The sequence below is a fragment of the Clostridium folliculivorans genome (assembly GCF_024341905.1).
Lineage (GTDB): Bacteria > Bacillota > Clostridia > Clostridiales > Clostridiaceae > Clostridium_AR > Clostridium_AR folliculivorans.
Genome location: NZ_BQXY01000003.1, coordinates 233,180 through 258,531, shown reverse-complemented (window position 1 = coordinate 258,531; position 25,352 = coordinate 233,180). Strand labels below are relative to the sequence as shown.

Below are 25,352 nucleotides of genomic sequence, written 5' to 3'. Positions count from 1 at the left end.
TTGGGGGGAATACAAACAATCAATACTTAACTCTAACAATATTTTCTATTATTGATACAATCTTATACATGATATAAGCAATAACTGAAAGGATTATTATACTCATCATTACCATATCTAATTGAGAAATTTGACCACCGTATACTATTAGGAATCCCAAACCGTCCTTAGCAACCAAGAATTCTCCCATGATAACACCTACCCAAGAAAGACCAACATTTATTTTTAAAGCAGATATCATTGTAGGAATAGATGCAGGCATTATTAAATGCGTTAACATTTGAACTTTATTTGCACCAAAGGTCTTCATCAATTTTATCTTTTCCTCATCTACTTCCTGGAAGCCAGAAAAAACACTCATTATCGTTACAACTATGGAAATAAGGAGAGCTATTACTATAATAGCAGTAATTCCATTTCCTACCCAAAATATTATTATAGGGGCAAGGGCTACTTTAGGTAATGCATTTAGTACTACAAGATAAGGTTCCATCACCTTTGAAGCAAAATCACTCCACCATAACGCAATAGCTATAATGGTGCCTAGAACTGTGCCTAAAACAAAACCTAAAATGGTTTCATAGCAGGTAACAAGTATATGCTTTATAAGGGTACCTTCTCCGTAAAATTGCATTATTGATTTTACCACTCTAGATGGGGTTGAAGTTAGGAATGGATCAATCCATTTTAAATCACCTGCAATTTCCCATAGAGCTAAGAAGATTACCAAAACTAATATTCGCACAACTGCAAGCTTTATTTTAGCTAGTCTTATTTTTTTAAGATATAATTCATGCTCTTGTTCTTTATTCATCATTTAGATCTAACTCCTTCCATGTAATATTGAAATACTCTCTAAATTGTTTTTCATCACGCCTTTGAAGAGGAGTAAGAGTCTCGTTAAAGTCAAGAAATAGTTCTCTTTTTACTACAGAAGGCCTCTTTGATAATATGACTATTTTGGAAGAAGTAGATATGGCTTCTGAAATATCGTGAGTAACCATTATTGCAGTTTTATTTTCCTTCTTTATTATTTGGAAAATTTCATCGCATACCTTTAATCTTGTTTGATAATCTAATGCGGAAAATGGTTCATCCAGTAATAAAATTTCTGGTTCTAGAGCAAGAGTTCTAATTAGTGCGGCTCTTTGTCTCATACCGCCAGAAAGTTGACTTGGGTAACTTTTTTTGAATTTTGATAGACCATATTGGGATAATAGAGAATCTACCTTCTCTATATTTTCTTTATTAAGAAGCTTTTTTATCTTTAAACCAAGGGTAACATTATCCCAAAGTGTAAGCCATTCAAATAAATGATCCTTTTGAAACATATACCCAACCATGTCTTGATTTGATTCGGAGGTAGTACCATTGAACAATATTTCTCCAGAAGAGGGCTTTAGTAAACCAGAGATTATATTTAGAAGAGTTGATTTACCGCAACCAGAAGGACCAATAACACTTACAAAGTCACCTTTTTCTATAGTGATATTTATATTATTTAGTGCTTCTATAACTGATTCAGGAGTATGAAAATTCATATAGATATTTTTTATCTCAAGAAGTGCCATATTTTCACCACCTATTAAAAATTTGTCACGGATATACTGATGTATCCTCCATGGTCTTATATCTTTTTAATACTTCTCGTAGAACTCAAGAGGTATCGAAAATATATAAAGAGTGAAGTGATATACATCTTGTAGCATAAAATATCCGTGACAATAAACTTTAAATACTATTTAGATAAATCTTTTAGTGCCTTTTCTCCAAAGGAGTTGTCAATTATCTTATCGAATGCAGGTCTTGAAGGGATTAAACTAGCTTGATAAGATTGAATTATGTCTAAAAGTCTAGTATAATCTTCTTCTTTCATTGTAGGAACTTTTGCAAAAGCATCAATAGATCTGTAATTTTTAACAACATTAGTTAGTATATCTTGATCTGTTCCTGGGAAGAAGGATATGATTGATTTCGCAACATCAGCATCGTTATTCTTTTCTACCCATTGCTGACCTTTTACTATTGCACGTGTGAACTTTTCAATTATATCAGGATTTTTTTCTATATATGATTTAGTAGCGTAGAAACAAGTATAAGGTAATGTTCCAGCTGATGCTCCAACAGAAGCAACTATACTACCAGATTTTTCTTTTTCAAGCATAGAACCAGTAGGCTCGAAAAGAGCAACGTAATCGCCGGTTCCACCCTTGAAGGCACCACCAGTTGCAGTGTAAGCTATATTAGTTACAACATTGACGTCTTTACCAGGTTGAAGACCATGATTTCTTAAAACATATTCTAAAGCCATTTCAGGAACACCACCTGGACGACCACCTATAATAGTTTTACCTTTGACAGATTCCCAAGTGAAGTTTTTGTCTTCAGTTCTTCCAACTAAGAAGGAACCATCTTTTTGAGTCAATTGAGCAAATACAATTGGGTAGTCATCTCTCTTTTGATTATAGATGTATACAACTTGTTCAGGTCCACTGAAACCTATATCAACGCTTTTTGATAATACTTGCTGCATAGTCTTGTCTGCAACCTGTGCAGAAACACAAACGGCAGGAACCTTTTGATTTCAAGGGTTCCTGCCGTTATTCAAATTATAAATATTGTATCATCTTATAGACTTAAATAAAAGTATTATAAACTAATTAATAAAGAAATTAATCAAAAACTAAAAAACTTATTAGAACTCTAAGAAAGAAGAAAGTGCATTTTATATTAAAGGTAACCAAAAACAATTTTCCATAGTAGCATATCCTATATCTGGACTTGAGGTTGTAGATTCTCCTGTAAGCCAAAGCTTATAGAATACAGATTCACCATGACCACTAAATTGGAGTGGATCGTATAGTGCCCATGGATTATATGTCCTTTCATTTCTCCAAGGAACACCTTGATAAATACTAAATACAGGATTTCCAGAGAATTTAGTCCAATTTATTCCATCTGTCGAACTAGCACAACCAATTCCTTCATTTGAAGTATTTACTCCACCACTGTACCACATTTTAAAATAATTAGGTGCAATACGTAGTACCACGGCTCCTTCACATGCATAATTTTGATCCCATTGCCCAGCTCCTCCTCTTGGAAGTACAGGTTGGTTGCCAATTCTGGCCCAAAAGAGGCCATCTCCAGAAATGGCTAAGGCAATTTCTTCGATAGCCCCATTTGTTACATCATAGTACATAACATAACGATTGTTGAAAGGATTAATCTTGTCAAGAGTTGGATTGTTTTGAGGGAAATACAAAATATCGGCAGGTCCATAACTACCATTATAGATTGAAAATGGCAATAAAGGATCTGTAGGATCCTGAGTAATGTTTGTGTCATTAATCCAGTTAATGCCGTCAGATGATTTTGCAGTTCTAATCATTTGTGGTTGTGGTCAAACAATATAGGGAGATAGTGTACTCCAGTACCAAATTCTATAAGGAGTACCTGTGCCAAAACCGTCACTATTAAATAGAACTCTAGAGTGTCTAGCTGTTGTAGAAAGACCTGTCATATTAGAAACTCCAGTTTATCCCATCACTTGATGTTGCCATCGCAATACCTCCTGACGATGAATAGTCATACCACATTTTATAAAATGAAGTATGTCCATAAGAAGCAAATTGATTCTTATCATATCTAACAGTTTGATAATATGCAGAAGTGTTAGGTTCATATACAGGATTATTCTGATATTCATTCCATGTGCAATTAGGTAAGCTAGATGAACTTAGTTTTAAATATTGCTGTCCAGTAGATATATCGATGTAGATATTTCCTATTTGTCCAATATCACATGTTGGCGCACCAATTCCAGTAATATATGAAATACCAGAAGGTCCTTGAAAACCACGAGGTCCACGGGGTCCAATCTGTAGAGGTACCCAACTACATCCTGTATCCCTGAAGAATATTATGGTCAGTATCTAAAAAAAGTCTACCTTTAATTTTAGGTAAGGGTCTTTTTGAAAGAGGGCCCTCTTGTATAGATGGGGTATCTCCTGCATTGATTACGTAGGGATTACAAGTATAATTTTGCTGGTTATCTTTTAAATCCAATTTTATACTCCAAAAACATTAATTAATATAATATATGAGGTAATTAATAAAAAAAATTACTTAGATAGTATCAAAAAAGTCTTATTTATATATGACATTTGAGATAAGGGTTTTTGTTAGTTATAAGAAATAGCATGAAAAATACAATGAATATATCATTAATTTGTAATATAGTAAAATATATATATAAAACATTGATATGAAATTGTAATATATAAGTATTTACGACGAAAGAAGATATATTTTGATTATGATTTATCAGAAAATGTAGAACTGAAAATGGTTGTAAATCATATAATAATCTAAATTGTTGAAACATTGATGCTAGTTAGGGGTGAAATTTTATAAAATGAAAACTAGAGAATATTATCGACAGTACAACTGTTACGATAAAAGGCCTAATTGTAAGTGCCCAACAGGACCTACAGGACCACAAGGACCTCCAGGGCCGAAAGGTTGCCAAGGTGCACAGGGAAAAAGAGGGCCACAAGGAGAGAGAGGGCCAGCAGGACCGACAGGACCAGCAGGAGGTCCAACAGGAGCAACAGGAGCCACTGGAGATACAGGACCACAAGGACCAGCAGGCTCAACAGGAGCCACTGGAGATACAGGACCACAAGGACCAGCAGGGCCAACGGGCGCCACTGGGGATACAGGGCCACAAGGACCAACAGGATCAACTGGAAGTACAGGACCGGCAGGAGACTGCTGTTGTAAAACAGCTGTGAAGTATGCCTTAGATAGAATTTATGCTGCAAATAAAAATCAGGCAGTTTCATTAATATCTTTTAATACTGTTGAACAAGGTACAATAACTGGATTTCAAACAAATGGTGATGTTGTAATTATAAAAGATTTAAATCAAGGAAATACAGTATACGTATCATTATGCAATATAATATTTATTACATTCAACGACGAACCTATTACTACTCCTCCATCACCATATAATTGTACTACTCCTGATTGTTGTTGTAATACAGATGTTGAGTCAGCAATAAAAGCTATCATAGGAAGTGCATTCCCTATAGATAATGTACAATTAAGTTTTGATGTTATAAATAATACAGCAGCCGTATATACAGCTACAGAAGTTTATGGAATATGTAACGGAATACTTTGGGTAAAATTTAAAAATACAGTTTCCAAGAATAATTATGGAGCTATACCATTATGCTCTATCTTTGACTTGACAGGAGGTATTCTGACATTATATTCATTATAAAATAATATATCAAAGTTTGATAAAACGATTATAAAAATATGATGTTTTTTATTCTGAAAATTGTAAGAAAATAAAGAAGCAGGAATCCTACAAAATTAATGATTTCTACTTCTTTATTAATAAATAAAAATTATATGGTATATATAATATTAACTAGATTGATTTTTGATACTCTGCTGATCTTTTTGTAACTAGCTCTAACTTTCCACCTGAAGTATAACCAGCATACAATATATCTTCTACATTAGTAATGTTATTTTTCTTCAGCTCTTCTTCTAACCAAGCTTTATTCTTTTCTGCAAGGCTTAGATTTGAATCTAAAATAATTCCATTAATTATTAAACTTAAGGTTAGTCCTTTATAAGGAGGGGCTATATTTAGATCCTGTGGAGTTACATTAGCATAGGGTGCTTTTTTTAGCACACTTATTTCTCCATCAACCTCAAGTATTGCAAACTCTACCTCAGCTATGTAAAATATATCCTTTTTTCTAAGCTACATCAATAAGTCATTTATACTATATTTTGCTTTCTTTAAATTATCCGTAGCTACAATGCCTCTTTTTATAAGAAATAAAGGTTCTCCTACAGTTTTTCTTTCAAAACTAAAGCTTCTATATTCAAAATAGGACATAATCATAGGGATGAATACCCATATCATAAGTACTGAAACACCTTTAATTATACCTGTATGTTTATCAACACTTGTGGCACCAGCTAGTGCTCCAATAGTAATTCCAGATATGTAGTCAAAGTAGGTTATCTGAGATAAGGACTTTTTACCAGTTATCTTTACCAGTATAAGAAGTACAAAAAATATTACTAAAGGTTTAAATAGATAATGAAATAAAATTATAAGCATTTATTGCCTCCGTATTTGATTAATAATTACTTTCTAAGTTATTATAACCATAAGTGTTGAAATAAATTATATATAGGAAATATGATATAATCTATTGTATTAAGTTATAGTATCACAAAAGATTAATTAATAAGTGTTTTCATGGTTGAATGAAAGATGTGGATTTGGAGGATTTATTGTGAACAGTAAATTATATATAGAAGCTGAATTAAAAGACGAGGATGTGAAAATAATTGAGAATGGATTGACAGAATATGCCTTATCAAAAAGCTCAGAACAAAATATACCAATTAGTATTTTAATAAAAGATGATGATGGAAAAGTCGTAGGAGGACTTCAAGGAAATCATAATTCAAACTGGTTATATATTAACGCTCTTTGGGTAGATAGCTTACATAGAGGAAAAGGCTATGGAAAGCAAATGATGTGTGAAGTTGAGCAAGAAGCTCTAAGGAGAGGAGTTTCTAATGCATACTTGCAAACTGTACATTCATTAGACTTTTATAAAAAATTAGGGTATGAAACTTTTAGTATTATAGAAAATAACCCTGAAGGCTTTAATATGTATTACGTGAAAAAGGCATTAAAGTAGTTTACCTTTATTTATTGAAAGTTATATTAAAAAATTTTTGCTTATTATAATAGAATATATACAGAAACACAAAAGGCAAATATATAGCGTAATTAGTATATATCTGCACTTATTTTGTCATCCTAGATTTTTTAGAGCTTACAAAAGATATTACTACAATAAATTGCGAGTATGAAATACCTTCTGCAATTGAATAGTAAATGCCTGTAATGTGAGATTCTTCAGCTCCTCCAAGGACACCTACGAATATGAAAAAAGTTAAGAAAATAGCTGCGACTCTTCGTACATTACTTTTATCAAGCCAATGGTCAAATTTTAGTTTTGAGCAAATAAAAAATAATATTGATGTAAAAATACCAATTAAAATCATAGTGGCAAGTATATGGTTCATATATATCCTCCTTTAATTTGTAAGTTCTAATCCGTAAAGTTTATTACTTTGTTTATTACAGATTAAAAGAAAAAAGCCATCGGAATCTTTTGACTTAAGGTAATATAAGTTGCTTTTATTTATTGGTACCGGATATTTTAAAAATAAATCATTATTCTTAGTGCCATTGTTGGTTATCCAGTTTTTTATTGTATTTATTCGATCACTTATTAAATCGATGTCAGTTTGAGAATTGATTTCTTTCCATATAGACATATTTATTAATCTTTGAAAGTTCTTATCACTGTATTCACATATAGTATATATTTCTCCATCTCCAGTAGGGCCGCTTTCATAAAAAGCTTTCGATTCTTTTTCAGGAGTTGGAACTTTTACACCGAAATTTATATACCATAATCCATGTTCAGTAGTCACAGTTTCAATGGCTTTTTTACCTAGAAAAAACCCAAAGATAATTACTATAGCTAAAATAAGCTTGGGTATTCACCTATTACAATAAATATATTATTGGGATTTACTGTTAAAATAATTTTTAACTAGAGTAAGATTGACTAAGCTATAAAATACTTTCTATTGATAATTAAAAAAGTAGAGTTATATCCTATCTTCTAAACAATATAAGGATAAAGTGTCTGAAGATTTAGTGCTTATTAGAATAAGTAGATATGAAGAATCTTTTTTTATTATTTTATATCTTAGTGTTGAATTATCATTTATAATCAAATCCGTTATTTCATTTATGGCTTTCTTATCATCTATGGACTTAGCTAGTGAGTTAAATCTATCAAGTGCTAAGCTGTCAAAGGATGAAAAGTTAAAACTCTTATTTAATTCATCTAAATGATCTTTGGAGTAATTTAATTTAGTAAGTTTTACTCCATCACTAGGAAAGCCACCTGTTTTGTCTGACAGTACAGTTGCTTCATTTGTATTAGGTAAATTAGCACTCCAGTTGATGTTAATTAATGTTACAGGATCTAATGATTTGTTAAACCTGATTACCATTGATTTTATGATTAGAAATGATGAAATAATCACTATAGAAATTATAGCGGTTAAAGTTATAAGTATCTTTTTTCTTTTAATATTCATATAAGCCTCCGCTGGTATTTGATTGTGGTATTTATAGTAAATAAAATATTATAATATTAATGTTTCTTTACGTAAGTCCTTAATAAGAAAGGAGAAAGTGATAACATAAAAATGAGCCATAAGATAGCCAGAATTGAGTAAAATTGTGGACTTAATATTTTTAGTATTTGATTCCTAAGAAATAATGGAAAAGATACACTTACAACAATTATTAGACGGTAGCTTGATATGATATAATATTCAGTTTGGCACTTATCACACTTTATATTCGTAAAGCCGCTCATTATCGATATGAATACTTTTAGCCAGCTAATTTTATCTCCACATTTTTCGCATTTTTTTATAAGCATAAGTAAGATCTCCTTTATAGATTTATAGGCAAGTTTTTTAGTGCTTCTATATCCCAGCTTTGAATTGAAGAGATGTTAGCTTGAATCTTTTCATAGCTCCAATCCCATCATTTGAGATTAAGAAGATCGTTTATAACTGAATCCTCAAATAGTTTTCTTATAATTTTTGCTGGCACACCGCCAACAATAGAGTATGGAGGTACATCCTTAGTAACTAAGACTCTTGTACCAATTATAGCTCCGTCACCAATATGGACTCCAGGCATAATCACTGTTTTAAAGCCAATCCAAACAACATTTCCTATTACGAGATCGCCATTATTATCCCATTCCTCAGAGAGAACAGGGATGGTGTAGGTTGATAATGAATTTTGAGTATGATTTGCACACCATTCATAATGAATTTAGTGCCAAAAGCTATAGAACAAAACTTACCTATGATTAATTTGTCATTAATTCTCTCCCTAAATTATAATTTTATTATCTTTTAAATGGTTCTTTGATAGTAGCATTCAATAATTCAGAATAGGCTTTTACTTTACGGAAAGTATTACCCATCATTTCACGCTTTCTATAGTTACGTATTTTTTCTAAATCAAATTCTGCTATAAACACATCTTCTGTTTCTGCATCTGCAATAATGATTGTGTTGTCAATAGGTATACCATTTTCATCCCAAGTTATTGGGCTAAAAGCACAGGAGCAACCTGCGTTTTTTCTTGGTGGATTTGACATCGCAACTCCAACCATATTCTCATATGCTCTAGTGGATAATGCCTGAATTCTTGGCTTCATGGATTCACAATCATTTGGTACTAGTATTAATTCTGCCCCTTTTAGCATAAGTATTCTTGCACTTTCAGGGTATTCTCTATCGTAGCATATCATTACCCCAAGTTTAACTCCTTCGAATTCGCATACCTTGAATTCATCTCCTGATTCTAACATTCGTTCATCTGCGAAATCACAGGTATGCACTTTACTGTATTTCATTATTATTTCACCATCTCTATTTATAACGAATGCCGAGTTTTGAGGTTTTTTTACTCCTTTTGTGTAGGATGTAATTACAATACCGATATTTAAAAGTTTAGCAGCCTTACAAAATGTTTGAATATGCTCATTGTTCTCATCGATAGCTAAGTTATTCCATTCTTTAAATTCTGAAGTTTTCATAATTTCTTTAGTGGAAAGGTTTTTATTTACTTTAGGAAACTCATATCCAGTAATCCAGCATTCAGGAAATAAAACAAGATCAGCCCCAAGCTCTTTTGCTTTTTTCACTGCGCTCAGCCCTTTATTTGTATTTAAGGTAATGTTATAAGGATCACGAGTTTCTTGTACAATTGCAATTCTAAATATTTTAGTCATGTTATAGCCCCCAATATAGCAAAAAGTTTTGTCAGATAAAATACTACATGTTGTGATATTCAGTAGAACTATATTGAATTATAGTAAACTACTAAATTAGATTCTAATTTTTTAAATTGATTTATTTTATATACAGATAGCAAAGTACAGATTATTAAAAAGCAAACTACAAACGGTAATAGTTTTTTCTTTTCTACTTTACTTAAATTTAATTGTTTATCATATATAACTTCAAACATAAAGACTGTGATTATTATAAAGATAAAACCAGTAAATATAGATGTTATTTTCATGCTTTTAATTAGAAAAATATTCTTATAAAAATAAAAAAGACTTTCTTTATTGGTTTTGTTTTCTTGAATATTCTTTTTAGCCTCTTTTTCAGATACTGAAATATCATAGACAGGATGTTTAATGCCTGATTCCCCAACAAAGTCACGCTTAAAATAATACTTTCCGCTTTTTATTATAGTTGTATTATCTTGTCTAGTTTCAATATGATTTAGAAAGAAGGCATACACAATAAGTGAAATTGCAATAATAAAAACTGTTGTCAAAGACTTGAATTTTATTTTATTCATTTTTTTCTCCTTAGCAATATTTATAATGCCATTTTAAAATCACCTAATTTATTTCTTATTCGTTAATACATATACTACAATAGCAGTTATTACATTAGGTCCCCCAACAACTATTAAGAAATTAGTTATCTTATCACGAACTGGATTAGCTTCATTTGTGTCTAAAATAGGTGGTGATATACGTCTGCCGCTACTAATACCAGGGCCTTTAATAAATCCATTGAATGCCCCATTTAATAATCCTGATATAGATAAGCATACTAGTCCAGAAATTCCGCATATTCTTACAGTTAGATACCAATCATTTTGCAAAAATCCAGCTACAACCCCAATATATATAAGTATAAGACTTAGAATAATTGATTTACGCATTTTTAGCCCCCAATAACGTAACTTATTTGTAATATTTTACCTTTGAATATAAGTATATTATATAGAAAATGATGCAGGTTGTACATAATAATGTTACAGGTCTAACATACTAGTTATTAAAAAAAGTAGATCAAGAATAATTAATATTTTCATGTTTGCTAGAAGCAGAATTTTAAATACATATGCTATAATTTTATGTAAGATTTTAAGAATGAAAGGCAGCAATGAGACTTCCATATTTTATGCTTGAGATAAAAGAAGTTTTAGTGATAATAGTAATTTATAAAAATACTTGCAGAAGAAAAAGGAGAATTTAAATGGAATTTCGTAGAACTGTTGAAGCAGATATAAGCAGTATAATGAATATAATAAAACAAGCACAAGCTTACTTTAAGGATAATGGAATAGATCAATGGCAGAATGGATATCCAAATGAAGAGGTCATTAAAAATGATATTTCTAATGGACATAGTTATGTATTACTTAATGAAAACAAAATAGTTGGTACATCAGCGATATCTTTTGATGGTGAGAAAACCTATGACGAGATTTATGAAGGACAATGGGTAAGTAACGATACTTTTGCTGTGATACATAGAATAGCAGTGGATAATGAATATAAGGGGTTAGGTCTTTCTTCTATTATAATTAAAAATGTAGAAGAGCTTTGTTTAAGTAGAGGGGTGCAAAGTATAAAGGTAGATACCCATGAAGAAAATTTATCTATGCAAAGATTGCTTAAGAAGAATGGATTTCAGTATTGTGGAATAGTTTATTTAGAAGATAAAAACAAAAGAGTTGCTTTTGAGAAGAGGGTATAATTAATTTGTGATAATTGGTTATATAGGGTATGTAAGTATACAAAGGTTACTTCATAAGTAGTTTTAAGATATAAGGAGAAGAGAATTATGAGTTGGTTAAAAGGGGAGAATTGTATGAAAAAGAGAGAGGTTTTAGCTATAGCAGCTACAGCATTTTCAATGGGAGTGGTTTTAGGGTTTTTGATTTCGCCTGCAAAGAATGGGTTTGGTAATAATACTTGGAATACTACCAATACCACTAATAATTATGGTGGAGCTATGGTGCAAAAGGTTAAAAATAAAACTAATAAGTAATTAAAAGAAAATTTAATAGATAAACATAGGAGGAAGTATGGAGTTTGTACAATCTATTTTCTATTTTATATTAGCTGGAATATTTGAAATTGGCGGGGGATATCTAATGTGGTTGTGGCTACGAGAAGGTAAAAGTATAACATACGGAATATTTGGAGCTTTAATATTGATAATATATGGAGTAGTCCCAACCTTACAGCCGCCAAATTCTAATTTCGGAAGAGTGTATGCAGCTTATGGAGGAATATTTATCGCTCTGTCTATTCTTTGGGGATGGAAGATTGATAATGTAGTTCCTGATAAATTTGATTTAATTGGAGGAGCAATAGCTTTAATAGGAGTTATTATTATAATGTATGCTCCTAGAGGATGATTAATAAATAAGAGATGTTGAAGATCGTAGTATCTAGAAGTGGATTTTACGATTTTTTGTTATAAAAAAATAAAAATCACAGGACATATATTAAAGCTTTTAACTTTTGTCCTGTTTAGGTCAACAGTTTTCTTAGAATTGATTGGTATGAAATGGTATAATTAACAATAATTAAGATAGAATGGTAAAATAATGTGAAGCAAAGAAAATTTATATTATATACATGATGAGGAGGATTTTTATGGAGGACCCATACGAAATATGCCCTACTTTTGAAACAGAAAGTTTTATTTTAAGACTCGTTTCGGAAGAAGATTCCGAAGGTCTACTTAGATGTTATTCTGATAGTAAGGCACAAAAATTTTTTAACTCTGATAGGTGCACGGGTGATTTCTGTATTTACACAATTGAGGATATGTTGCAATGCATTAAAGCTTGGCTTTATGCATATTCTCAACAAGAATTTATACGCTTTGCAATTATAGATAAATCACTATCTAAAGCTATTGGAACAGTAGAAATGTTTGATTATGTTGGTAAATATAAAATCAAGACAGGAATACTTCGAGTTGATGTTTCTTCTGAATACGAAAATGTAGATTACTTAAAAGAAATATTTAGTGTTTGTAACGAGAACTTTTTTGATTTGTTTGAGGTTGATATGATTGCAACTAAGGCAATACCTCAAGCTGTTGAAAGACGGAATACATTATTAAAAATTGATTTCTGTGAAGGCAAGGTATATGAAGGAGAACACTATTATTTGCGTTCAAAATAAGCATAATCCACATTATTCTTATTTAACGTCACATAAATAAAAGCTAATAATTAATTAAAACACTGCATTATTCTTAATTGAATTTTGCAGTGTTTTTACGTCGTAATTCAAGAAAATAGATAATTAACTATAAAAATAATAAGCATAGTTTGAAAAAACTATGCCTAAATACTTAATGAACTGTTTGCTCCAACAAGATTGATTTTTAAAACTTCATTATCCCAAGTAATGCTCTCAATTACTTCTTTAATAACAGATCGCTTAATTTCTATATCATCAATATAATCAAAGAACTGTTTTATAGTTTTAATATTGGAGGTTATATTTCCTATCTTTTCATCTATGTCTTCAGTAGCCATTTGACCTAAGGTTATTTCACTTATTCTTTTTTCAATAGAAATACTTTCATTTTTTACTGCCTTTATCTCGTTTTCTATTAGTTTTAGAGTATCTCTATCTTCTAGTAATGCAAGTTTTCTTACTAAGCCTTGAATAATTTTGTTATTAGCAGAAAGAGTTTTCTTTAGGCTGGAAGCTTCATTTTGAAGTTCAAGTTTAGTGACTTCTGAATTTTTATCATTTGAGTATAGATTAACTATACTTTTAGTGTCTATATTTTTTAAAGCTGTTATTATAGCCTCTTCAGCAGCATAGGCATTTAGCATCTTAGTAGAGCAACGATTACTGGCTCTATTCCTAAGTTCACACCTATAATATCTTTCAAGTTTATTAGTTCTCTTATTTAGGTTGCTCCAGGTAGACATACTACTACCGCAGTTACCACACTTAACTAATCCAGATAGTAAAAAGTGTTTGCTAGTATTAGAGCGTACTGATGGATTATTTACATTGGTATTTAAAATTTCTTGGCATTTTATCCACTGTTTTGAGGGAACAATACCTGGATGTAATGCAGCTGATACAATCCATTCTTCAACCGACTTGTCTTTTTTACCGCCTTCACGTTTGTTATAAACCATGAGTCCGTATTCTCCAGTAAAATCATTACATAAAGTAGCTCCTAGATTATTAAAATAGTTATACATATTTTCATCTGCAAAAGTGTATACAGGATTATTTAATATCTGAAGTACAGTATTTCTTGAGAAATCTCCACCATTTTTCCCTTTAACATTATTGGAGCAGAGATATCTTGAAACTGTAGAAGTACTTTTCTTTTCTAAATATAAAGAAAATATCGTCTTAACTATATTAATTTCTTCTTCTACAACTTCAAGTTTATACATTTTCTTAATATTTTCTTTTCCAACATACTCAACTGGAACTGATTTAAAACCAAGTGGGGGAGTGCCACCAAGCCATCTTCCAGTCTTAGCAAGCTCAAGCATGTTATCTTTAATTCTTTCTGCTATGGTTTCTCTTTCAAGTTGTGCAAATACTGAAGAGATGTATACCATAGCTCTACCCATGGGACTTGAAGTATCAAATTGTTCTCTGATACTTACAAATTCTATTTTATTTTTCTGCAGCATCTCTAGAGTAGTAGAAAAATCCGCTACATTACGAGAGATTCTATCTAGTCTATAGCAAATAAGATAATCAAAACGTTTTTTCTTTGCATCACTTAGGAGCTTTTGAAATTCAGGCCTATTTACATTTCCACCAGAGAATCCTTCATCTTCGTATATTAAAAAATTAGTGACTCCTAAATTATTACCGTACTGTTTGCATAGTTCAATTTGGTTTTCAATAGATTCGCCTTTTTCGGAGAGTCTACTTTTTCTACTATATATTGCAGCGATCATAAATTTCTCCTGATTTATATGAAAGTAATTTATTCATACAGATACATATTCTAAAAGGTAATAAATTATTATAAATTTATCCAATCATCAAGAAGGCTTCTAAAGAAAATTATAAAACAAAAGAACTGAACTAAATTCATATGTAACCTATGTATATTGAAAACCATAGTATGAAATTAAGGAGGGGTATATATGGGGAGATCAAGAACAAAAATTAAAGTGGAGGTAAATTATCCAACTACTGAGGAAGGGAAAAAGTACTTAGAAGAAGCGAAAGCAAGAGCTGTGCTTAAGGTTATTAGATCTAAATATAGTGAAGTAGAAGTAAAACTTATAATAGAAAAATTAAAGCAAGAGTTAGAATGATTATCTTGTAAGTGAAAGTTCTCTATTATTGCTAATTTGTTGATTAAGTTTTTGAAGATTAAAGTAGTTTATCTCTTTGTATGAAAGGTAAACTACTTTAAATAGTTAGAAATACTAAAAGAAACTACTAATTATTAAATATAGGTAAAAACTATGAGATAAGTAAACTTTAAGATTAAAGTATGTTATAATTACTTCAAACTATTTCTAATTAAGTAAAAAAAATCTTTAAGTTTTTTATACTTATGAATATAAAATCTAAAATAATTTGATTAAGTTTTTGTTACTGGGGTAAGAGAAAATGAAAAAAGAATATGTAAAGGTGTATGTAACAATTGGGATAATTGGAATTTTGTCTTTTCTTAATATTTTTCAGTATACACAAAATCATTATAATGAAATACATAGAAAAGAAAAGGCTGATTCGAATTTTAATCTTGCTATGCAGAGCATTTGTTTAGGCATAAAAGAAGTAGAATCAAACGAGAGGGATATAATACCGTCATTACCATTTTTGTCATCAGCAACCAGCAAAGCTGTAAGTGTATATGGGTATACCTCTTATTATGAAAAAAACTCAAGCTTGGAAGGTATATTGTGGGTATTAAATAACAATATAACAAATCGCTCGAACATAGAAGAAGTAGTTGCAAAAAAAGATCTTACACTTTTGCTGCCAATTCTTGAAAAGGTAAAAAATAATCCATCAGATGAAACTTTAAATGAAGAACTATATAATTTGATACAAGAAAATACAACAGTATAGCTAAGGAAAGGGTTATTTATAGATTTTTTGTATTTTAGTACACGTTGATTCTGCTCCTTGGCCTGTAGATAAATCTATATCAAGTCCTTCTTCCTTAAAGAAACCTTGATTTATTGCAGCATACATTGGTGCATAAAATACAGAACGAGCTACTTCATTTAGTTTTACCTTTACCAGTTTTTTTTCTCCTGAAGAAGTTGGTGTAGTAGATTGAGTTTTACCGCAACTAATAGCTGTTACGGATAATGCTACGACTAAAGCTGTTACTAAAAAGGTTTTAATTTTTTTTATTTTCATAATTGTACCTCCTAAAACTTTTTCTAAGAACTCGGACTCAAAAAACTCTAGTATATTTGTACCAGAGCAATCATCCTTATATGTTATATAACTTTGTAAGTAAAAATAACAATCTCATAGTTTATAATATGTAAATGATGTGTTAAATGTTAATTAATATGGTATATTTTAGTAATGAGTTTGTTTTAGAAGTGGAATTGTGAAATTGGCAATTTAGTACTACTTTTATGTTGAATAATTAATAAAGACCGTAATTAAAGAAAATTTATAAGTTATTTATTGAATTGAAAAAATGCAATTATATATTGATTAATATGAATTAACTAAAAATAGCTTCTTTACTGATAAGGTGATAACTGAATAATTACATATATAATATGTTTAAAAGCCAATCAAAGTAAAAATGTTTTGATTAGGCTTTTATTTTTTATAAGAATTAAAAAATAGAATAAATGTACTTATATAAGAAAAAAATAAATCTTAAAGAAAATATTGGAGGTGTTTTATTTTGTTTAAGCATGAGAAGCAATTATTAAGAGAAGTTAAAGTAGAAAAAGTTAATCCGCAGTATGCTGTTTTGATGCAATAGCACTTGGGGGGCAAACGGAGAACTTAAAGCGGCGCTTCAGTATATATCATAGAGCTTTAGAATTCAGGATCCTACTATAAAAGATTTATTTTTAGATATTGGTGCTGAAGAGTTAAGTCATATGGTTCGAATAAAGATTTTGGTGTAACTGAAGACTCTAAATTGTATTTTGACTTGTCTACACCAGGAAGATACTTTGAAAATCCAAATCCTACACCGCCTGAATTTGTAACTCCTAGAAAATAATATTGGTTATAAAAAATAAAAGATACTTAAAATGGATAATCAGTAAAAAAGATAATTACTTTCCACCACTCCTCTAATATAATAAATCGCAAATGGCGCAAAATACTAATACGATAACCAAACAAGTAATTAACAGTTAGTAGTTAGAAGTTTTCTAATAAGCTTACAAGTTAATTATGAAAATGGTATATCGAATAAATACTTTATTTTAAAGGAGGAATTCGTCATGGCAAGTAACAGAAATAGAGTTTTAGTTCCAGAAGCAAAGGAAGCATTAAGCAAATTCAAATTTGAAACTGCAAGAGAACTTGGAGTTGACTTAAAACAAGGCTATAATGGAGACTTAACTTCAAGAGAAAATGGGTCAGTAGGCGGATACATGGTTAAAAAAATGATTGAAAGCTATGAAAATGGCCTAAAGTAATAAACATATAAAGGCTCTGCATTTATGCAGAGTCTTTTTTTTGTACTTTAACGAATCGTAAAAATTTAGCTCACTTGAGCATTTACTCAAGTGAGCCTATATATTTAGGGATGTAAGTGGTATATCTTTATATCATTATACTAAACTTTGAATTATACTGTTTATTTCAGATACGAAAATTATCATTGAATACTATAAGAATTTATTTAAAAGTCTTAGCATTGTTGTTGTAGTACTTGATTTGCAGAATCAATATCTTGTTTGATTTGTTCTTGTGGTGTTCCGTAAGCGTTATACCAACCTTTAGTTATTAACATATCTGATAATTTAAAGTGGCTTGCTATACATCCATTAAGTTGGGTGGTTAATAATTGCCTAACTTCTGGATTAGTTGTTTCTGGGATTACCTTTGCAAGCATACCTATATCAGTTTTAGACATTGCTAACATATCTAAAGCTATATCTTTTTCAGATAAACTACTTCCATCTTTAGAGTTACTTTGATTTCCGCTGTCACTTTCGCTTTCGCTTTGATCTGGTCCTAACACTGAATCTATCCAAGACATTTTACTTCACCTCACACGTTTTGTATTTTACTTACTGTGGATTGAATATCATTTACGCTAGATTTCTTGGTGTTTAATGTTGTCTGCATGAATTGTTTTAGTTCCTCATCTTGAACCATACCAATAGTGGCATTAAGTTTTTTTACTCCAAGAACTCCTGTGTTTAATAGTTCGTGAAGCTCTAGAGTTTCATGAGGAGTGAATTTAGTTACATCATTCATTAATATCACCTCCAAAGATATTATCTTATTAAACATAGTTAGGTATGCAAATAATTATGAAATTTTTGTAGTAAAATGGAGGGAAGACTTATAAATAGAGGTGCGAGTAGATTTAATATAAACATACTAATCTTTACATATAGGCTTGCCATGTTTATAATATTAATAAAAAATAGAAAAGGACATAGATAAGATATGATAAAAGCTGTACTCTTCGATTTAGATGGAACTTTACTTGATACCAACGAGCTTATAATAAATTCTTTTAAACATGTATTTGAAAATATACTAAAGATTCAGGTAAGCGAAGCTGAAATTACAAAGTTATTTGGTATGCCATTAAATAGTTCTTTTAAAGACTATACAGATAGCAGAATTGATGAAATGGTAGTTGCTTATAGAGCATATAATGAGGAGCGTCATGACACCATGTGCTATGCCTTTGATGGGGTAAAAATACTTTTGGACAAGCTAAAAGATATGGGAATAAAGATAGGGATAGTTACTTCAAAGAGAAAATTCTTGGCTGAAAAAGGAATGAAGATAGCTGGAATACTAGAGTATATGGATGTTATAATAACTCCAGAATGTACTGAAAATCATAAGCCACATGGTGAACCAGCTTTAAAAGCCTGTAGTGAGCTAAATATACTTCCGATCGAAGCTATTATGGTTGGAGATTCTCATTTTGATATTATGTGCGGGAAAAGTGCTGGTTGTCAAACCTGTGCTGTGGAGTATACAGCTCTTCCCATTGAAACATTAGTTAAACAACAACCAGACTATTTTATTAAGACACCTGAGCAATTAGTTGAGATAGTTAGAAATATAAATGTTGCTTAAGCATAAAAAAATAGGATTTAATCCTATTTTTTTCTTTTCTTTTTTTGAACAGAGTAACCGAATTTACCTATTGGTTTGCTTGGAAGAGGGTAATATTCTCCGTGGCAATATGAAATAAGATTGGCATCTTCAAAGTGTATTTTGCCTCCGTCATCTAATAAATCAGAGTTTACCAGCGAACCTACAACTTCGGCGATAAACATATGGTGAGAACCTAATTCTATGATGTCTTTAACTTTACATTCAATGTTAACTGGACATTCTTCTATATGAGGAGTTTCTATATTTTCACCATTACCAAGTGTAAATGCCATTTCTTTAATTTTATCTATTTGTCTTCCAGATCTAACACCGCAGAAATCAACCTTTTTTGTAAGATTTGAAGAAGGCAAATTTACTACAAATTCCATAGATTCTTTTATATATTCATAAGATAATCGTTCAGGTCTAATTGAAATTGAAAGCATTGGCGGTCTTGTGCACACAGTAGCAGTCCAACCTACTGTAAACACATTAACTTTTCCTTCTTTATTTTTTGAAGTTATAAGTACTGCAGGTACTGGATTTAATATAGCACTACCTTTAAATTTTACTTTATTCATCTAAATGCTCCTGCTTCTAAATATTATATTTTTTATACTGAATATGTCATAAATAGTTAAGCAATAATTAATTTGCTTCTATATAATTTACTTTACACTTATACCACTTTTCTTAGAAATTTTCAATGATATTCGGATTATTATATAGAAAAAACTATCTATATTTAGCTTTATGCATTATAGATAGTTTTGGGTTAATCAATATCTTATATTATTATTGAAATTTAGATGTTGTGACCGGAGGTAGCGACATCTAAATTTCACAGCAGTATACTTAATTAAAATATATTTTTATTTCTTCTACGTTTTCTTTTTAATCTATTTACTACAGATATAACAAAACCTAATAAAATCAATACTATTATTACTCCAGCTGCTATACCGAAATATAATCCTAAGCTAGATTTAACTAATTCAGATGTTGATATATTGGCTTTTACTGCATAGTCTTTGCTATAGTTTCTTTCTGCAACAGTAAGTTTAACTGATGAATTATCTTTAGCTAAACTCCAAGCATCAGTATTTGAAAGTTTTACATTTTCAGTAACTTCTTTTTTATTTATCTCATTATCATAATAAGTAACATCTTCTTGTAACACAAGAGGTACTTGAATTGTCTTAGTAGGACCAAAGAATTTAAGTGGCTTGTAGCTTACATCTACTTTTTTAATCTCACTACCAGCTTTAAGAAGTGTAGATTTCTTAGCAGCAAAGCTATAATCCATGATTTTATTCATATCGTTAAATACAGTTTGATCTTGTGCATCATAATAAGATTTAAGAACAACTCCTACTATTTTACGACCATCTCTTTCATAAATCGTAGCAAGACATCTACCAGATTGTGATGTATAACCAGTCTTTCCTCCAACATTACCATTCTTACCTAGTTCCTTATTTCTGTTTTCTAAGTTAATAATAGTACTATTGCTTATTTTAATTGATGATTTCGCTGTAGTCATAACTTCTTCAACCCATGGCTGCTTGTATGCTTCACGAGCTATAACTGATAAATCATAAGCAGTTGTATAGTGATCTGGGTCATGCAATCCATTTGGATTAGCAAAGTGAGTGTTCTTTAGATTCAACTCTTTTGCTTTATCATTCATCATATCTACAAATTTATGATAGTCACCATTTCCTAAGAAGTCTGCTATCATGTATGCTGAATCATTAGCAGAGTACATAAGTAAAGCTTTCATAACATCTTCTGCAGTCATTGTATCATTTGAAGTCATTGGCTTAAAGTTGACATTTAAAGAATATTCAGGCTGCTTTTTTGCATCTTCATTATATGGTATTTCATCAGATTTTTTTGCTTTTTCACTAAAAAGCAAAGAAGTCATCATTTTAGTTGTACTAGCAGGATATCTTTTTGTATCACCATTCTTATAATAGATTATTTCGCCAGTGTTATAATCTATGGTTATTGCGGATTCACCCACAATAGTTGGAAGTTTTGAAGTTGTATTTTCTGCAGCATTTGCAGTAAGTGGCGATAACATGCTGATGGAAAATGCGAGTAAAAGTGAAGTAATTAATCCTTTGCGTTTCAAAATTCATCTCTCCTGTTTTTAGGGGTATATCAAACTGATAGTTTATATATGCGCGAAAATATTTAAAGCATTATTTTATTAATAGCCTTTTTGCAAAAATTCAATACATTAAAGTAATTGTTTTTCTACACAGATTTTTAGGCCATTAACTGTTTAAGCTTTAACCAATAATATTTTTGTACATGTATAAACTAAGTTAAAAATATAACCCTTGTAATATTTTTTTATAACATTTTAAGTATAACATTAATAGTTTATAATAACAATTAAGATAAAGTTACATTTATGGCAGATAGGAGGGGCTTTTATGAGTTTTCATAACATTAAACAACTGTTTTCTACACATAAGGAAAAACCCTTAGGAACTTATAGAGAAAGTTCGGTACTTATACCTATATATGAGGAGAATGATGAAAAGTTTTTTATATTTGAAAAAAGGGCTCTTACACTTAGAAGTCAACCTGGTGATATATGCTTTCCAGGAGGAAGGGTGGAGCTAGGAGAAGATAGAAGAGAAACAGCCATTCGAGAAACTATAGAGGAACTCAATATACAAGAAGAGGACATAGATTACTTTGGACCGATGGATTTTTTTATTTCTCCATATGGATCTATTATTTATCCTTTTGTTGCACAGCTTAAGGTATTTCCAAAGAATCCGAGTATTGATGAAGTTGATCACATTTTTAAGGTTCCTATAAAGTTTTTTATAGATAATGAACCTTTAAAACATGAAATTGCAGTAGTACCTAAAATAAGTGAAGACTTTCCTTATCATTTGATAAATGGAGGGAAAAACTATAAGTTTGCTAAAGGGAAAATGGAACAGTATTTTTACAAATATGAGGATTATGTTATCTGGGGATTTACAGCCAGAATAATAAAAGAATTTGTAGACTTTATCAGAGAAGATAAAGCTTAAGGCAATACCTTGTAGAGTCTATAAATAACAAGTTTTATTGCGAAGTGGTACATCCATAAAGAGTTCCCATATCAAAACTTAATTTATACTTGTTTAAAAATTGCGGCTTCTGGTAATTTTTAAACAAGTATAAATTAATAGTTGAGATAGGAACTCTATGCTTAAACAAATTTCTACCTACTAATACCTTTTCCAGAGTCTGAAATATCGATTAATTCTTCAGGGTAGGGTTCCAAAAAACTCTGTTCTAAAAGATATTGATTATTGAACCGTATGGCATGTGATTTTACTATATTAATAGGAACACTTAAAGGCATTTTTCCTACTCTATATTTATCTATTACTGAAAGCATAAACTCTTTTTCTTTAGAATTTAGATAATCGCTAAAGTATCCTAATGCATGCATTAATACATTTATGTTTGATGTATACCTTGGAGTTCTTGAGAGAAGTTTTAATAACCCTATATGATAAGAGTCAATAAGCTCATCTATATTTAAGTGGTCATGATTTGCAACTATCCTGCCAAGTTTTTTTAGTTCAGTTTGATTATAGGACATAAAAAGAAGTTTATGCCTACTATGGTATTTAACTAATGATGATAAATCTTTATTAGCTTTTACTTCGGAAAATTCTGCAAGAGTAAAGATACTAGAGAGAAAGTGATCGCGAATGGAGAAATTCTTTAATCTACCTTCTTCTTCAATTGGTAGATAATTAAAGCTATTTTGTATCATTCCGCCAAAGATACCCTTTCCCTTTGAACTAGAGGCACCTTTTTCGGTTCCATTATATATTTTAACGTCTCTAGTACCACATGATGGTGAACGGCTTTTTAAAAGAAAGCCATCAACTCCACTCAAGTCATTAATAAATCTCTCGGAGAATTTAACCATATCTTCTGTATATTCCCTCTGTGTGGAATATTCAATTAATCTAATATTATCATTACTTTTAACTAATCTTATGACCTCCCTAGGGGTTGGAAGTCCTATGGCACTTTCAGGACATACCTCTTTGAATTCTATAAATGGTTGAAGTTTTATATATAAATCAAAGGTAGATGCTTCGCCGTTATATCTACAAGGAGTAGTACCAAGACACTTACTTACAACTATTCTAGGTTTTGACCATTTTAACATATTTATGCCTCCATTTAATTTGTGTATACAGTATATTTTAATCTTTAAATATAAATATATACGAATGATTTAAAGAGAATAGTGACCATAAACATTCTTGACAGTATGGGAAATATTAAAAACAGAATCAAGTAAAATCACATATCTGATTTAAATCGTTGGGATATATAAGGGTGAAGTAGCAGAAATTAACTGAAATATTATATTGAATGGCGGATAAACTAATTGTAGATATAAACGGTAGAATTTCAATATCAAGTATTATGAAGGAGGTAATAAATATGGGCAATCAGGGGTGAGCATTGTAAGGAAGAGTATAATAATAATATTACTTTTTGTTAGTATATTTTGTAAACAAGTATTGGCTGTTCCGTTGAATAATAAAATAATGAATTGTGATAGAGATGAGCTGTATGTAAGTCATGGGGATAAAAAGGTTGTTTTTCTGACTTTTGATGATGGACCAGGACATTCAAGCAGTAAGAGAATTTTAAGCGTACTTCAGCAAAAAAATGTTAAGGCTAGTTTCTTTATTGTTGGTGAAAATATAAGGAATGATACGGTTGAAGTTGTTGAAGGTTTATATGAAAATGGTATGGATATATACCCACATTGTTATGATCACCATTATGAAACTCTATATAAAAGTGAAGATAGCTATTTTAATGATTTCAATAAGTACGTAAATAGCACTAAAGGACTAATTTATAGAAATAAAAGGATTTTTGTGAGAATGCCTGGTGGATCACTGAATACATATTGCAGACCAGATATATTAAAGAATATTAAAAACAGGTTGGAAAAAAGTGATATTGATTATATAGATTGGAATGTTAGCATAGGAGATGCAGTAGGATCCAATATAAGTAAGGAACAACTTATTGGTAATGTAAAAAAACAAGGTGATGTTTATAGAGTTGCAGTGGTTCTTATGCATGATGCGGATCATAAAAGTTCAACTATTGATGCCTTGCCAGAAATAATTGACTTTTATAAAGAAAAAGGTTATAGATTTAAATCGTTAAGTGAAATGACCACTCAAGAGTATGAGTATCTAAAAAAGGTAAGAGTTATAAACAAAAAATAATCAGTTAGCACTGATTATTTTTTGTTCTTTAAGAATTATTCATTTTATCTTATCTTAATTACTTTTATTTAATCTGCTTAGAATTGCATTTTTAGCATTATATTCTAAAGAATCATCTAAAGCATCCAAGGCAATTTCTCCATATCGTATATCTAAAGCTGTTTTTATCATTCTATCAGCAAATTCAGGATTCTTTGATAGAAGAGATCCATGAAAGTATGAACCATAAGTGTTTTTATAAATACAACCTTCGTTGCCATCTTCACCATTATTGCCATAACCATGAAGGCATTTACCTAAAGGTTTATGATTGTTTATATAAGTACGGCCAGAATGGTTTTCAAAACCAACATAGGTTTCACCAAATTCCTCATTGATTATTGCAGTATTCCCTATGAATCTTGTGTCTCCAGGTTCAGTATATATATCTAGAATACCTAACCCTTCAAGTTTTTCACCTTCTGGGGTAGTGTAATATTTTCCTAATAGTTGATATCCACCACAGATAGCAATAAATACTTTTTCACTCTCAATATACTTTTGAATTGCATCTTTTTTCGTATTTATAAGATCATCGGACACTATAGATTGTTCATAATCTTGACCACCACCAAAAAACACAATATCATATTTATCTTCTTCGAATGGGTCATTAATAGAAACATTAACTATATTAGTTTTAATACCTCTACTTTCGGCTCTATGCTTAAGTATAAGAATGTTTCCCATATCTCCGTAGACATTCAATAAATCAGGATATAAATGGCATATATTTAATTCCATAGTATCA

General features: G+C 30.5%; 33 protein-coding genes and 3 pseudogenes. 13 read left to right on the top strand and 23 right to left on the bottom strand.

The window, feature by feature from the left end:
* Window positions 1–19 precede the first annotated feature (19 nt).
* From OCU55_RS11400 to OCU55_RS11380, 5 genes are all read right to left on the bottom strand, one after another.
* On the bottom strand, window positions 20–817 hold the full coding sequence (locus OCU55_RS11400) for an ABC transporter permease (protein WP_261852438.1): 798 nt from the start codon (window positions 815–817) through the stop codon (window positions 20–22).
* The gene (locus OCU55_RS11395) at window positions 807–1,571 is read right to left on the bottom strand and encodes an ABC transporter ATP-binding protein (RefSeq protein ID WP_261852437.1); all 765 of its coding nucleotides are present in this window, start codon (window positions 1,569–1,571) and stop codon (window positions 807–809) included. Before OCU55_RS11395 ends, OCU55_RS11400 begins: the two co-directional genes overlap by 11 nt.
* Window positions 1,572–1,738: 167 nt before the next feature.
* Window positions 1,739–2,533: an ABC transporter substrate-binding protein gene (locus OCU55_RS11390; RefSeq protein WP_261852436.1), complete on the bottom strand. Its 795-nt coding sequence runs from the start codon at window positions 2,531–2,533 to the stop codon at window positions 1,739–1,741.
* 192 nt (window positions 2,534–2,725) lie between these two features.
* Window positions 2,726–3,391, bottom strand: a complete 666-nt coding sequence (locus tag OCU55_RS11385) for a glycoside hydrolase family protein (RefSeq protein WP_261852435.1) — start codon at window positions 3,389–3,391, stop codon at window positions 2,726–2,728.
* Between the two features lie 506 nt (window positions 3,392–3,897).
* Window positions 3,898–4,068, bottom strand: a complete 171-nt coding sequence (locus OCU55_RS11380; protein ID WP_261852434.1) for a hypothetical protein — start codon at window positions 4,066–4,068, stop codon at window positions 3,898–3,900.
* A gap of 349 nt (window positions 4,069–4,417) precedes the next feature.
* Here OCU55_RS11380 and OCU55_RS23930 point away from each other — a divergent pair, with 349 nt between their 5' ends.
* Window positions 4,418–5,293, top strand: a complete 876-nt coding sequence (locus OCU55_RS23930) for a hypothetical protein (protein ID WP_280923797.1) — start codon at window positions 4,418–4,420, stop codon at window positions 5,291–5,293.
* A 153-nt stretch (window positions 5,294–5,446) separates the two neighbouring features.
* Here the strand turns inward: OCU55_RS23930 and OCU55_RS11370 are convergent.
* Together OCU55_RS11370 and OCU55_RS11365 are read right to left on the bottom strand one after the other, a co-directional pair.
* A pseudogene (locus tag OCU55_RS11370) lies at window positions 5,447–5,776 on the bottom strand (DUF421 domain-containing protein); the annotation flags it as partial.
* Window positions 5,777–5,788: 12 nt separating this feature from the next.
* Window positions 5,789–6,154, bottom strand: coding sequence for a DUF421 domain-containing protein (locus OCU55_RS11365; protein WP_261852433.1), 366 nt, complete (start codon window positions 6,152–6,154; stop codon window positions 5,789–5,791).
* A 178-nt stretch (window positions 6,155–6,332) separates the two neighbouring features.
* Between OCU55_RS11365 and OCU55_RS11360 the strand changes: the two genes are divergently transcribed.
* Window positions 6,333–6,746 (top strand): GNAT family N-acetyltransferase, encoded by a 414-nt coding sequence (locus OCU55_RS11360; RefSeq protein ID WP_261852432.1) that lies wholly within the window; start codon window positions 6,333–6,335, stop codon window positions 6,744–6,746.
* 109 nt (window positions 6,747–6,855) lie between these two features.
* Here the strand turns inward: OCU55_RS11360 and OCU55_RS11355 are convergent, their stop codons facing one another.
* The 8 genes and pseudogenes from OCU55_RS11355 to OCU55_RS11325 form a co-directional block, all read right to left on the bottom strand.
* A complete protein-coding gene (locus OCU55_RS11355) occupies window positions 6,856–7,137 on the bottom strand; it encodes a hypothetical protein (RefSeq protein ID WP_261852431.1) in 282 nt (93 codons plus the stop codon).
* Window positions 7,138–7,149: 12 nt separating this feature from the next.
* Window positions 7,150–7,551: a hypothetical protein gene (locus OCU55_RS11350; RefSeq protein ID WP_261852430.1), complete on the bottom strand. Its 402-nt coding sequence runs from the start codon at window positions 7,549–7,551 to the stop codon at window positions 7,150–7,152.
* Between the two features lie 180 nt (window positions 7,552–7,731).
* Window positions 7,732–8,229 (bottom strand): hypothetical protein, encoded by a 498-nt coding sequence (locus tag OCU55_RS11345; protein WP_261852429.1) that lies wholly within the window; start codon window positions 8,227–8,229, stop codon window positions 7,732–7,734.
* Between the two features lie 56 nt (window positions 8,230–8,285).
* The gene (locus OCU55_RS24060) at window positions 8,286–8,579 is read right to left on the bottom strand and encodes a TIGR04104 family putative zinc finger protein (protein ID WP_427847050.1); all 294 of its coding nucleotides are present in this window, start codon (window positions 8,577–8,579) and stop codon (window positions 8,286–8,288) included.
* 136 nt (window positions 8,580–8,715) lie between these two features.
* Window positions 8,716–8,896, bottom strand: a pseudogene (locus tag OCU55_RS24055) (LbetaH domain-containing protein); the annotation flags it as partial.
* A 163-nt stretch (window positions 8,897–9,059) separates the two neighbouring features.
* Window positions 9,060–9,950 (bottom strand): carbon-nitrogen hydrolase family protein, encoded by an 891-nt coding sequence (locus OCU55_RS11335; protein ID WP_261852428.1) that lies wholly within the window; start codon window positions 9,948–9,950, stop codon window positions 9,060–9,062.
* A 68-nt stretch (window positions 9,951–10,018) separates the two neighbouring features.
* Window positions 10,019–10,531, bottom strand: a complete 513-nt coding sequence (locus OCU55_RS11330; RefSeq protein WP_261852427.1) for a hypothetical protein — start codon at window positions 10,529–10,531, stop codon at window positions 10,019–10,021.
* A 48-nt stretch (window positions 10,532–10,579) separates the two neighbouring features.
* Window positions 10,580–10,903: a DUF5316 domain-containing protein gene (locus OCU55_RS11325; RefSeq protein ID WP_261852426.1), complete on the bottom strand. Its 324-nt coding sequence runs from the start codon at window positions 10,901–10,903 to the stop codon at window positions 10,580–10,582.
* 317 nt (window positions 10,904–11,220) lie between these two features.
* Here OCU55_RS11325 and OCU55_RS11320 point away from each other — a divergent pair, with 317 nt between their 5' ends.
* From OCU55_RS11320 to OCU55_RS11305, 4 genes are all read left to right on the top strand, one after another.
* Window positions 11,221–11,724 carry a GNAT family N-acetyltransferase gene (locus OCU55_RS11320; protein ID WP_261852425.1) on the top strand — a complete coding sequence of 168 codons (504 nt, stop codon included), beginning with the start codon at window positions 11,221–11,223 and terminating at the stop codon, window positions 11,722–11,724.
* Between the two features lie 87 nt (window positions 11,725–11,811).
* Window positions 11,812–12,018, top strand: coding sequence for a hypothetical protein (locus OCU55_RS11315; protein ID WP_261852424.1), 207 nt, complete (start codon window positions 11,812–11,814; stop codon window positions 12,016–12,018).
* A 37-nt stretch (window positions 12,019–12,055) separates the two neighbouring features.
* Entirely contained in the window at window positions 12,056–12,391 is a 336-nt protein-coding gene (locus tag OCU55_RS11310; protein WP_261852423.1) for a YnfA family protein, read from the top strand.
* Window positions 12,392–12,632: 241 nt separating this feature from the next.
* Window positions 12,633–13,169, top strand: a complete 537-nt coding sequence (locus tag OCU55_RS11305; protein ID WP_261852422.1) for a GNAT family N-acetyltransferase — start codon at window positions 12,633–12,635, stop codon at window positions 13,167–13,169.
* Between the two features lie 164 nt (window positions 13,170–13,333).
* Here OCU55_RS11305 and OCU55_RS11300 read toward each other — a convergent pair whose 3' ends face one another.
* The gene (locus tag OCU55_RS11300; protein ID WP_261852421.1) at window positions 13,334–14,935 is read right to left on the bottom strand and encodes a recombinase family protein; all 1,602 of its coding nucleotides are present in this window, start codon (window positions 14,933–14,935) and stop codon (window positions 13,334–13,336) included.
* A gap of 192 nt (window positions 14,936–15,127) precedes the next feature.
* Here OCU55_RS11300 and OCU55_RS11295 point away from each other — a divergent pair, with 192 nt between their 5' ends.
* Window positions 15,128–15,301, top strand: coding sequence for a hypothetical protein (locus OCU55_RS11295; RefSeq protein ID WP_261852420.1), 174 nt, complete (start codon window positions 15,128–15,130; stop codon window positions 15,299–15,301).
* 301 nt (window positions 15,302–15,602) lie between these two features.
* Window positions 15,603–16,067 (top strand): hypothetical protein, encoded by a 465-nt coding sequence (locus tag OCU55_RS11290; protein ID WP_261852419.1) that lies wholly within the window; start codon window positions 15,603–15,605, stop codon window positions 16,065–16,067.
* A gap of 12 nt (window positions 16,068–16,079) precedes the next feature.
* Here the strand turns inward: OCU55_RS11290 and OCU55_RS11285 are convergent, their stop codons facing one another.
* Window positions 16,080–16,364: an ABC transporter substrate-binding protein gene (locus OCU55_RS11285; protein WP_261852418.1), complete on the bottom strand. Its 285-nt coding sequence runs from the start codon at window positions 16,362–16,364 to the stop codon at window positions 16,080–16,082.
* A gap of 508 nt (window positions 16,365–16,872) precedes the next feature.
* Here OCU55_RS11285 and OCU55_RS11280 point away from each other — a divergent pair.
* Together OCU55_RS11280 and OCU55_RS11275 are read left to right on the top strand one after the other, a co-directional pair.
* Window positions 16,873–17,199, top strand: a pseudogene (locus OCU55_RS11280) (manganese catalase family protein).
* A 226-nt stretch (window positions 17,200–17,425) separates the two neighbouring features.
* Window positions 17,426–17,623, top strand: coding sequence for an alpha/beta-type small acid-soluble spore protein (locus OCU55_RS11275; protein ID WP_183276670.1), 198 nt, complete (start codon window positions 17,426–17,428; stop codon window positions 17,621–17,623).
* Between the two features lie 215 nt (window positions 17,624–17,838).
* Here the strand turns inward: OCU55_RS11275 and OCU55_RS11270 are convergent, their stop codons facing one another.
* Together OCU55_RS11270 and OCU55_RS11265 are read right to left on the bottom strand one after the other, a co-directional pair.
* Window positions 17,839–18,189, bottom strand: coding sequence for a spore coat protein (locus OCU55_RS11270; RefSeq protein WP_261852417.1), 351 nt, complete (start codon window positions 18,187–18,189; stop codon window positions 17,839–17,841).
* 11 nt (window positions 18,190–18,200) lie between these two features.
* Window positions 18,201–18,410, bottom strand: a complete 210-nt coding sequence (locus OCU55_RS11265) for a hypothetical protein (RefSeq protein WP_261852416.1) — start codon at window positions 18,408–18,410, stop codon at window positions 18,201–18,203.
* Window positions 18,411–18,605: 195 nt separating this feature from the next.
* Here OCU55_RS11265 and ppaX point away from each other — a divergent pair, with 195 nt between their 5' ends.
* A complete protein-coding gene (ppaX, locus tag OCU55_RS11260; protein ID WP_261852415.1) occupies window positions 18,606–19,253 on the top strand; it encodes a pyrophosphatase PpaX in 648 nt (215 codons plus the stop codon).
* Window positions 19,254–19,276: 23 nt separating this feature from the next.
* Here the strand turns inward: ppaX and OCU55_RS11255 are convergent, their stop codons facing one another.
* Window positions 19,277–19,855: a flavin reductase family protein gene (locus OCU55_RS11255; RefSeq protein ID WP_261852414.1), complete on the bottom strand. Its 579-nt coding sequence runs from the start codon at window positions 19,853–19,855 to the stop codon at window positions 19,277–19,279.
* A 278-nt stretch (window positions 19,856–20,133) separates the two neighbouring features.
* Window positions 20,134–21,411: a D-alanyl-D-alanine carboxypeptidase family protein gene (locus tag OCU55_RS11250; RefSeq protein ID WP_261852413.1), complete on the bottom strand. Its 1,278-nt coding sequence runs from the start codon at window positions 21,409–21,411 to the stop codon at window positions 20,134–20,136.
* A gap of 307 nt (window positions 21,412–21,718) precedes the next feature.
* Between OCU55_RS11250 and OCU55_RS11245 the strand changes: the two genes are divergently transcribed.
* A complete protein-coding gene (locus tag OCU55_RS11245; protein ID WP_261852412.1) occupies window positions 21,719–22,333 on the top strand; it encodes an NUDIX hydrolase in 615 nt (204 codons plus the stop codon).
* Between the two features lie 173 nt (window positions 22,334–22,506).
* Here OCU55_RS11245 and OCU55_RS11240 read toward each other — a convergent pair whose 3' ends face one another.
* Window positions 22,507–23,475 carry a YbgA family protein gene (locus OCU55_RS11240; RefSeq protein ID WP_261852411.1) on the bottom strand — a complete coding sequence of 323 codons (969 nt, stop codon included), beginning with the start codon at window positions 23,473–23,475 and terminating at the stop codon, window positions 22,507–22,509.
* Between the two features lie 295 nt (window positions 23,476–23,770).
* Between OCU55_RS11240 and OCU55_RS11235 the strand changes: the two genes are divergently transcribed.
* Window positions 23,771–24,562: a polysaccharide deacetylase family protein gene (locus tag OCU55_RS11235; RefSeq protein WP_261852410.1), complete on the top strand. Its 792-nt coding sequence runs from the start codon at window positions 23,771–23,773 to the stop codon at window positions 24,560–24,562.
* A gap of 54 nt (window positions 24,563–24,616) precedes the next feature.
* On the opposite strand, the gene OCU55_RS11230 is transcribed toward OCU55_RS11235, so the two are convergent.
* Window positions 24,617–25,345, bottom strand: a complete 729-nt coding sequence (locus OCU55_RS11230) for a type 1 glutamine amidotransferase (RefSeq protein WP_261852409.1) — start codon at window positions 25,343–25,345, stop codon at window positions 24,617–24,619.
* Window positions 25,346–25,352 lie beyond the last annotated feature (7 nt).

What these genes read in the sequence shown, in the direction of transcription:
- OCU55_RS11335 (WP_261852428.1), bottom strand. Translation starts at nt 9,950, where the DNA reads ATGACTAAAATATTTAGAATTGCAATTGTACAAGAAACTCGTGATCCT.
- OCU55_RS11320 (WP_261852425.1), top strand. Translation starts at nt 11,221, where the DNA reads ATGGAATTTCGTAGAACTGTTGAAGCAGATATAAGCAGTATAATGAAT.
- ppaX (WP_261852415.1), top strand. Translation starts at nt 18,606, where the DNA reads ATGATAAAAGCTGTACTCTTCGATTTAGATGGAACTTTACTTGATACC.
- OCU55_RS11400 (WP_261852438.1), bottom strand. Translation starts at nt 817, where the DNA reads ATGATGAATAAAGAACAAGAGCATGAATTATATCTTAAAAAAATAAGA.
- OCU55_RS11390 (WP_261852436.1), bottom strand. Translation starts at nt 2,533, where the DNA reads ATGCAGCAAGTATTATCAAAAAGCGTTGATATAGGTTTCAGTGGACCT.
- OCU55_RS11255 (WP_261852414.1), bottom strand. Translation starts at nt 19,855, where the DNA reads ATGAATAAAGTAAAATTTAAAGGTAGTGCTATATTAAATCCAGTACCT.
- OCU55_RS11355 (WP_261852431.1), bottom strand. Translation starts at nt 7,137, where the DNA reads ATGAACCATATACTTGCCACTATGATTTTAATTGGTATTTTTACATCA.
- OCU55_RS11275 (WP_183276670.1), top strand. Translation starts at nt 17,426, where the DNA reads ATGGCAAGTAACAGAAATAGAGTTTTAGTTCCAGAAGCAAAGGAAGCA.
- OCU55_RS11295 (WP_261852420.1), top strand. Translation starts at nt 15,128, where the DNA reads ATGGGGAGATCAAGAACAAAAATTAAAGTGGAGGTAAATTATCCAACT.
- OCU55_RS11230 (WP_261852409.1), bottom strand. Translation starts at nt 25,345, where the DNA reads ATGGAATTAAATATATGCCATTTATATCCTGATTTATTGAATGTCTAC.
- OCU55_RS11365 (WP_261852433.1), bottom strand. Translation starts at nt 6,154, where the DNA reads ATGCTTATAATTTTATTTCATTATCTATTTAAACCTTTAGTAATATTT.
- OCU55_RS11385 (WP_261852435.1), bottom strand. Translation starts at nt 3,391, where the DNA reads ATGATTAGAACTGCAAAATCATCTGACGGCATTAACTGGATTAATGAC.
- OCU55_RS24060 (WP_427847050.1), bottom strand. Translation starts at nt 8,579, where the DNA reads ATGCTTATAAAAAAATGCGAAAAATGTGGAGATAAAATTAGCTGGCTA.
- OCU55_RS11305 (WP_261852422.1), top strand. Translation starts at nt 12,633, where the DNA reads ATGGAGGACCCATACGAAATATGCCCTACTTTTGAAACAGAAAGTTTT.
- OCU55_RS11345 (WP_261852429.1), bottom strand. Translation starts at nt 8,229, where the DNA reads ATGAATATTAAAAGAAAAAAGATACTTATAACTTTAACCGCTATAATT.
- OCU55_RS11310 (WP_261852423.1), top strand. Translation starts at nt 12,056, where the DNA reads ATGGAGTTTGTACAATCTATTTTCTATTTTATATTAGCTGGAATATTT.
- OCU55_RS11245 (WP_261852412.1), top strand. Translation starts at nt 21,719, where the DNA reads ATGAGTTTTCATAACATTAAACAACTGTTTTCTACACATAAGGAAAAA.
- OCU55_RS11300 (WP_261852421.1), bottom strand. Translation starts at nt 14,935, where the DNA reads ATGATCGCTGCAATATATAGTAGAAAAAGTAGACTCTCCGAAAAAGGC.
- OCU55_RS11270 (WP_261852417.1), bottom strand. Translation starts at nt 18,189, where the DNA reads ATGTCTTGGATAGATTCAGTGTTAGGACCAGATCAAAGCGAAAGCGAA.
- OCU55_RS11395 (WP_261852437.1), bottom strand. Translation starts at nt 1,571, where the DNA reads ATGGCACTTCTTGAGATAAAAAATATCTATATGAATTTTCATACTCCT.
- OCU55_RS11325 (WP_261852426.1), bottom strand. Translation starts at nt 10,903, where the DNA reads ATGCGTAAATCAATTATTCTAAGTCTTATACTTATATATATTGGGGTT.
- OCU55_RS11315 (WP_261852424.1), top strand. Translation starts at nt 11,812, where the DNA reads ATGAGTTGGTTAAAAGGGGAGAATTGTATGAAAAAGAGAGAGGTTTTA.
- OCU55_RS11265 (WP_261852416.1), bottom strand. Translation starts at nt 18,410, where the DNA reads ATGAATGATGTAACTAAATTCACTCCTCATGAAACTCTAGAGCTTCAC.
- OCU55_RS11285 (WP_261852418.1), bottom strand. Translation starts at nt 16,364, where the DNA reads ATGAAAATAAAAAAAATTAAAACCTTTTTAGTAACAGCTTTAGTCGTA.
- OCU55_RS11240 (WP_261852411.1), bottom strand. Translation starts at nt 23,475, where the DNA reads ATGTTAAAATGGTCAAAACCTAGAATAGTTGTAAGTAAGTGTCTTGGT.
- OCU55_RS11330 (WP_261852427.1), bottom strand. Translation starts at nt 10,531, where the DNA reads ATGAATAAAATAAAATTCAAGTCTTTGACAACAGTTTTTATTATTGCA.
- OCU55_RS11290 (WP_261852419.1), top strand. Translation starts at nt 15,603, where the DNA reads ATGAAAAAAGAATATGTAAAGGTGTATGTAACAATTGGGATAATTGGA.
- OCU55_RS23930 (WP_280923797.1), top strand. Translation starts at nt 4,418, where the DNA reads ATGAAAACTAGAGAATATTATCGACAGTACAACTGTTACGATAAAAGG.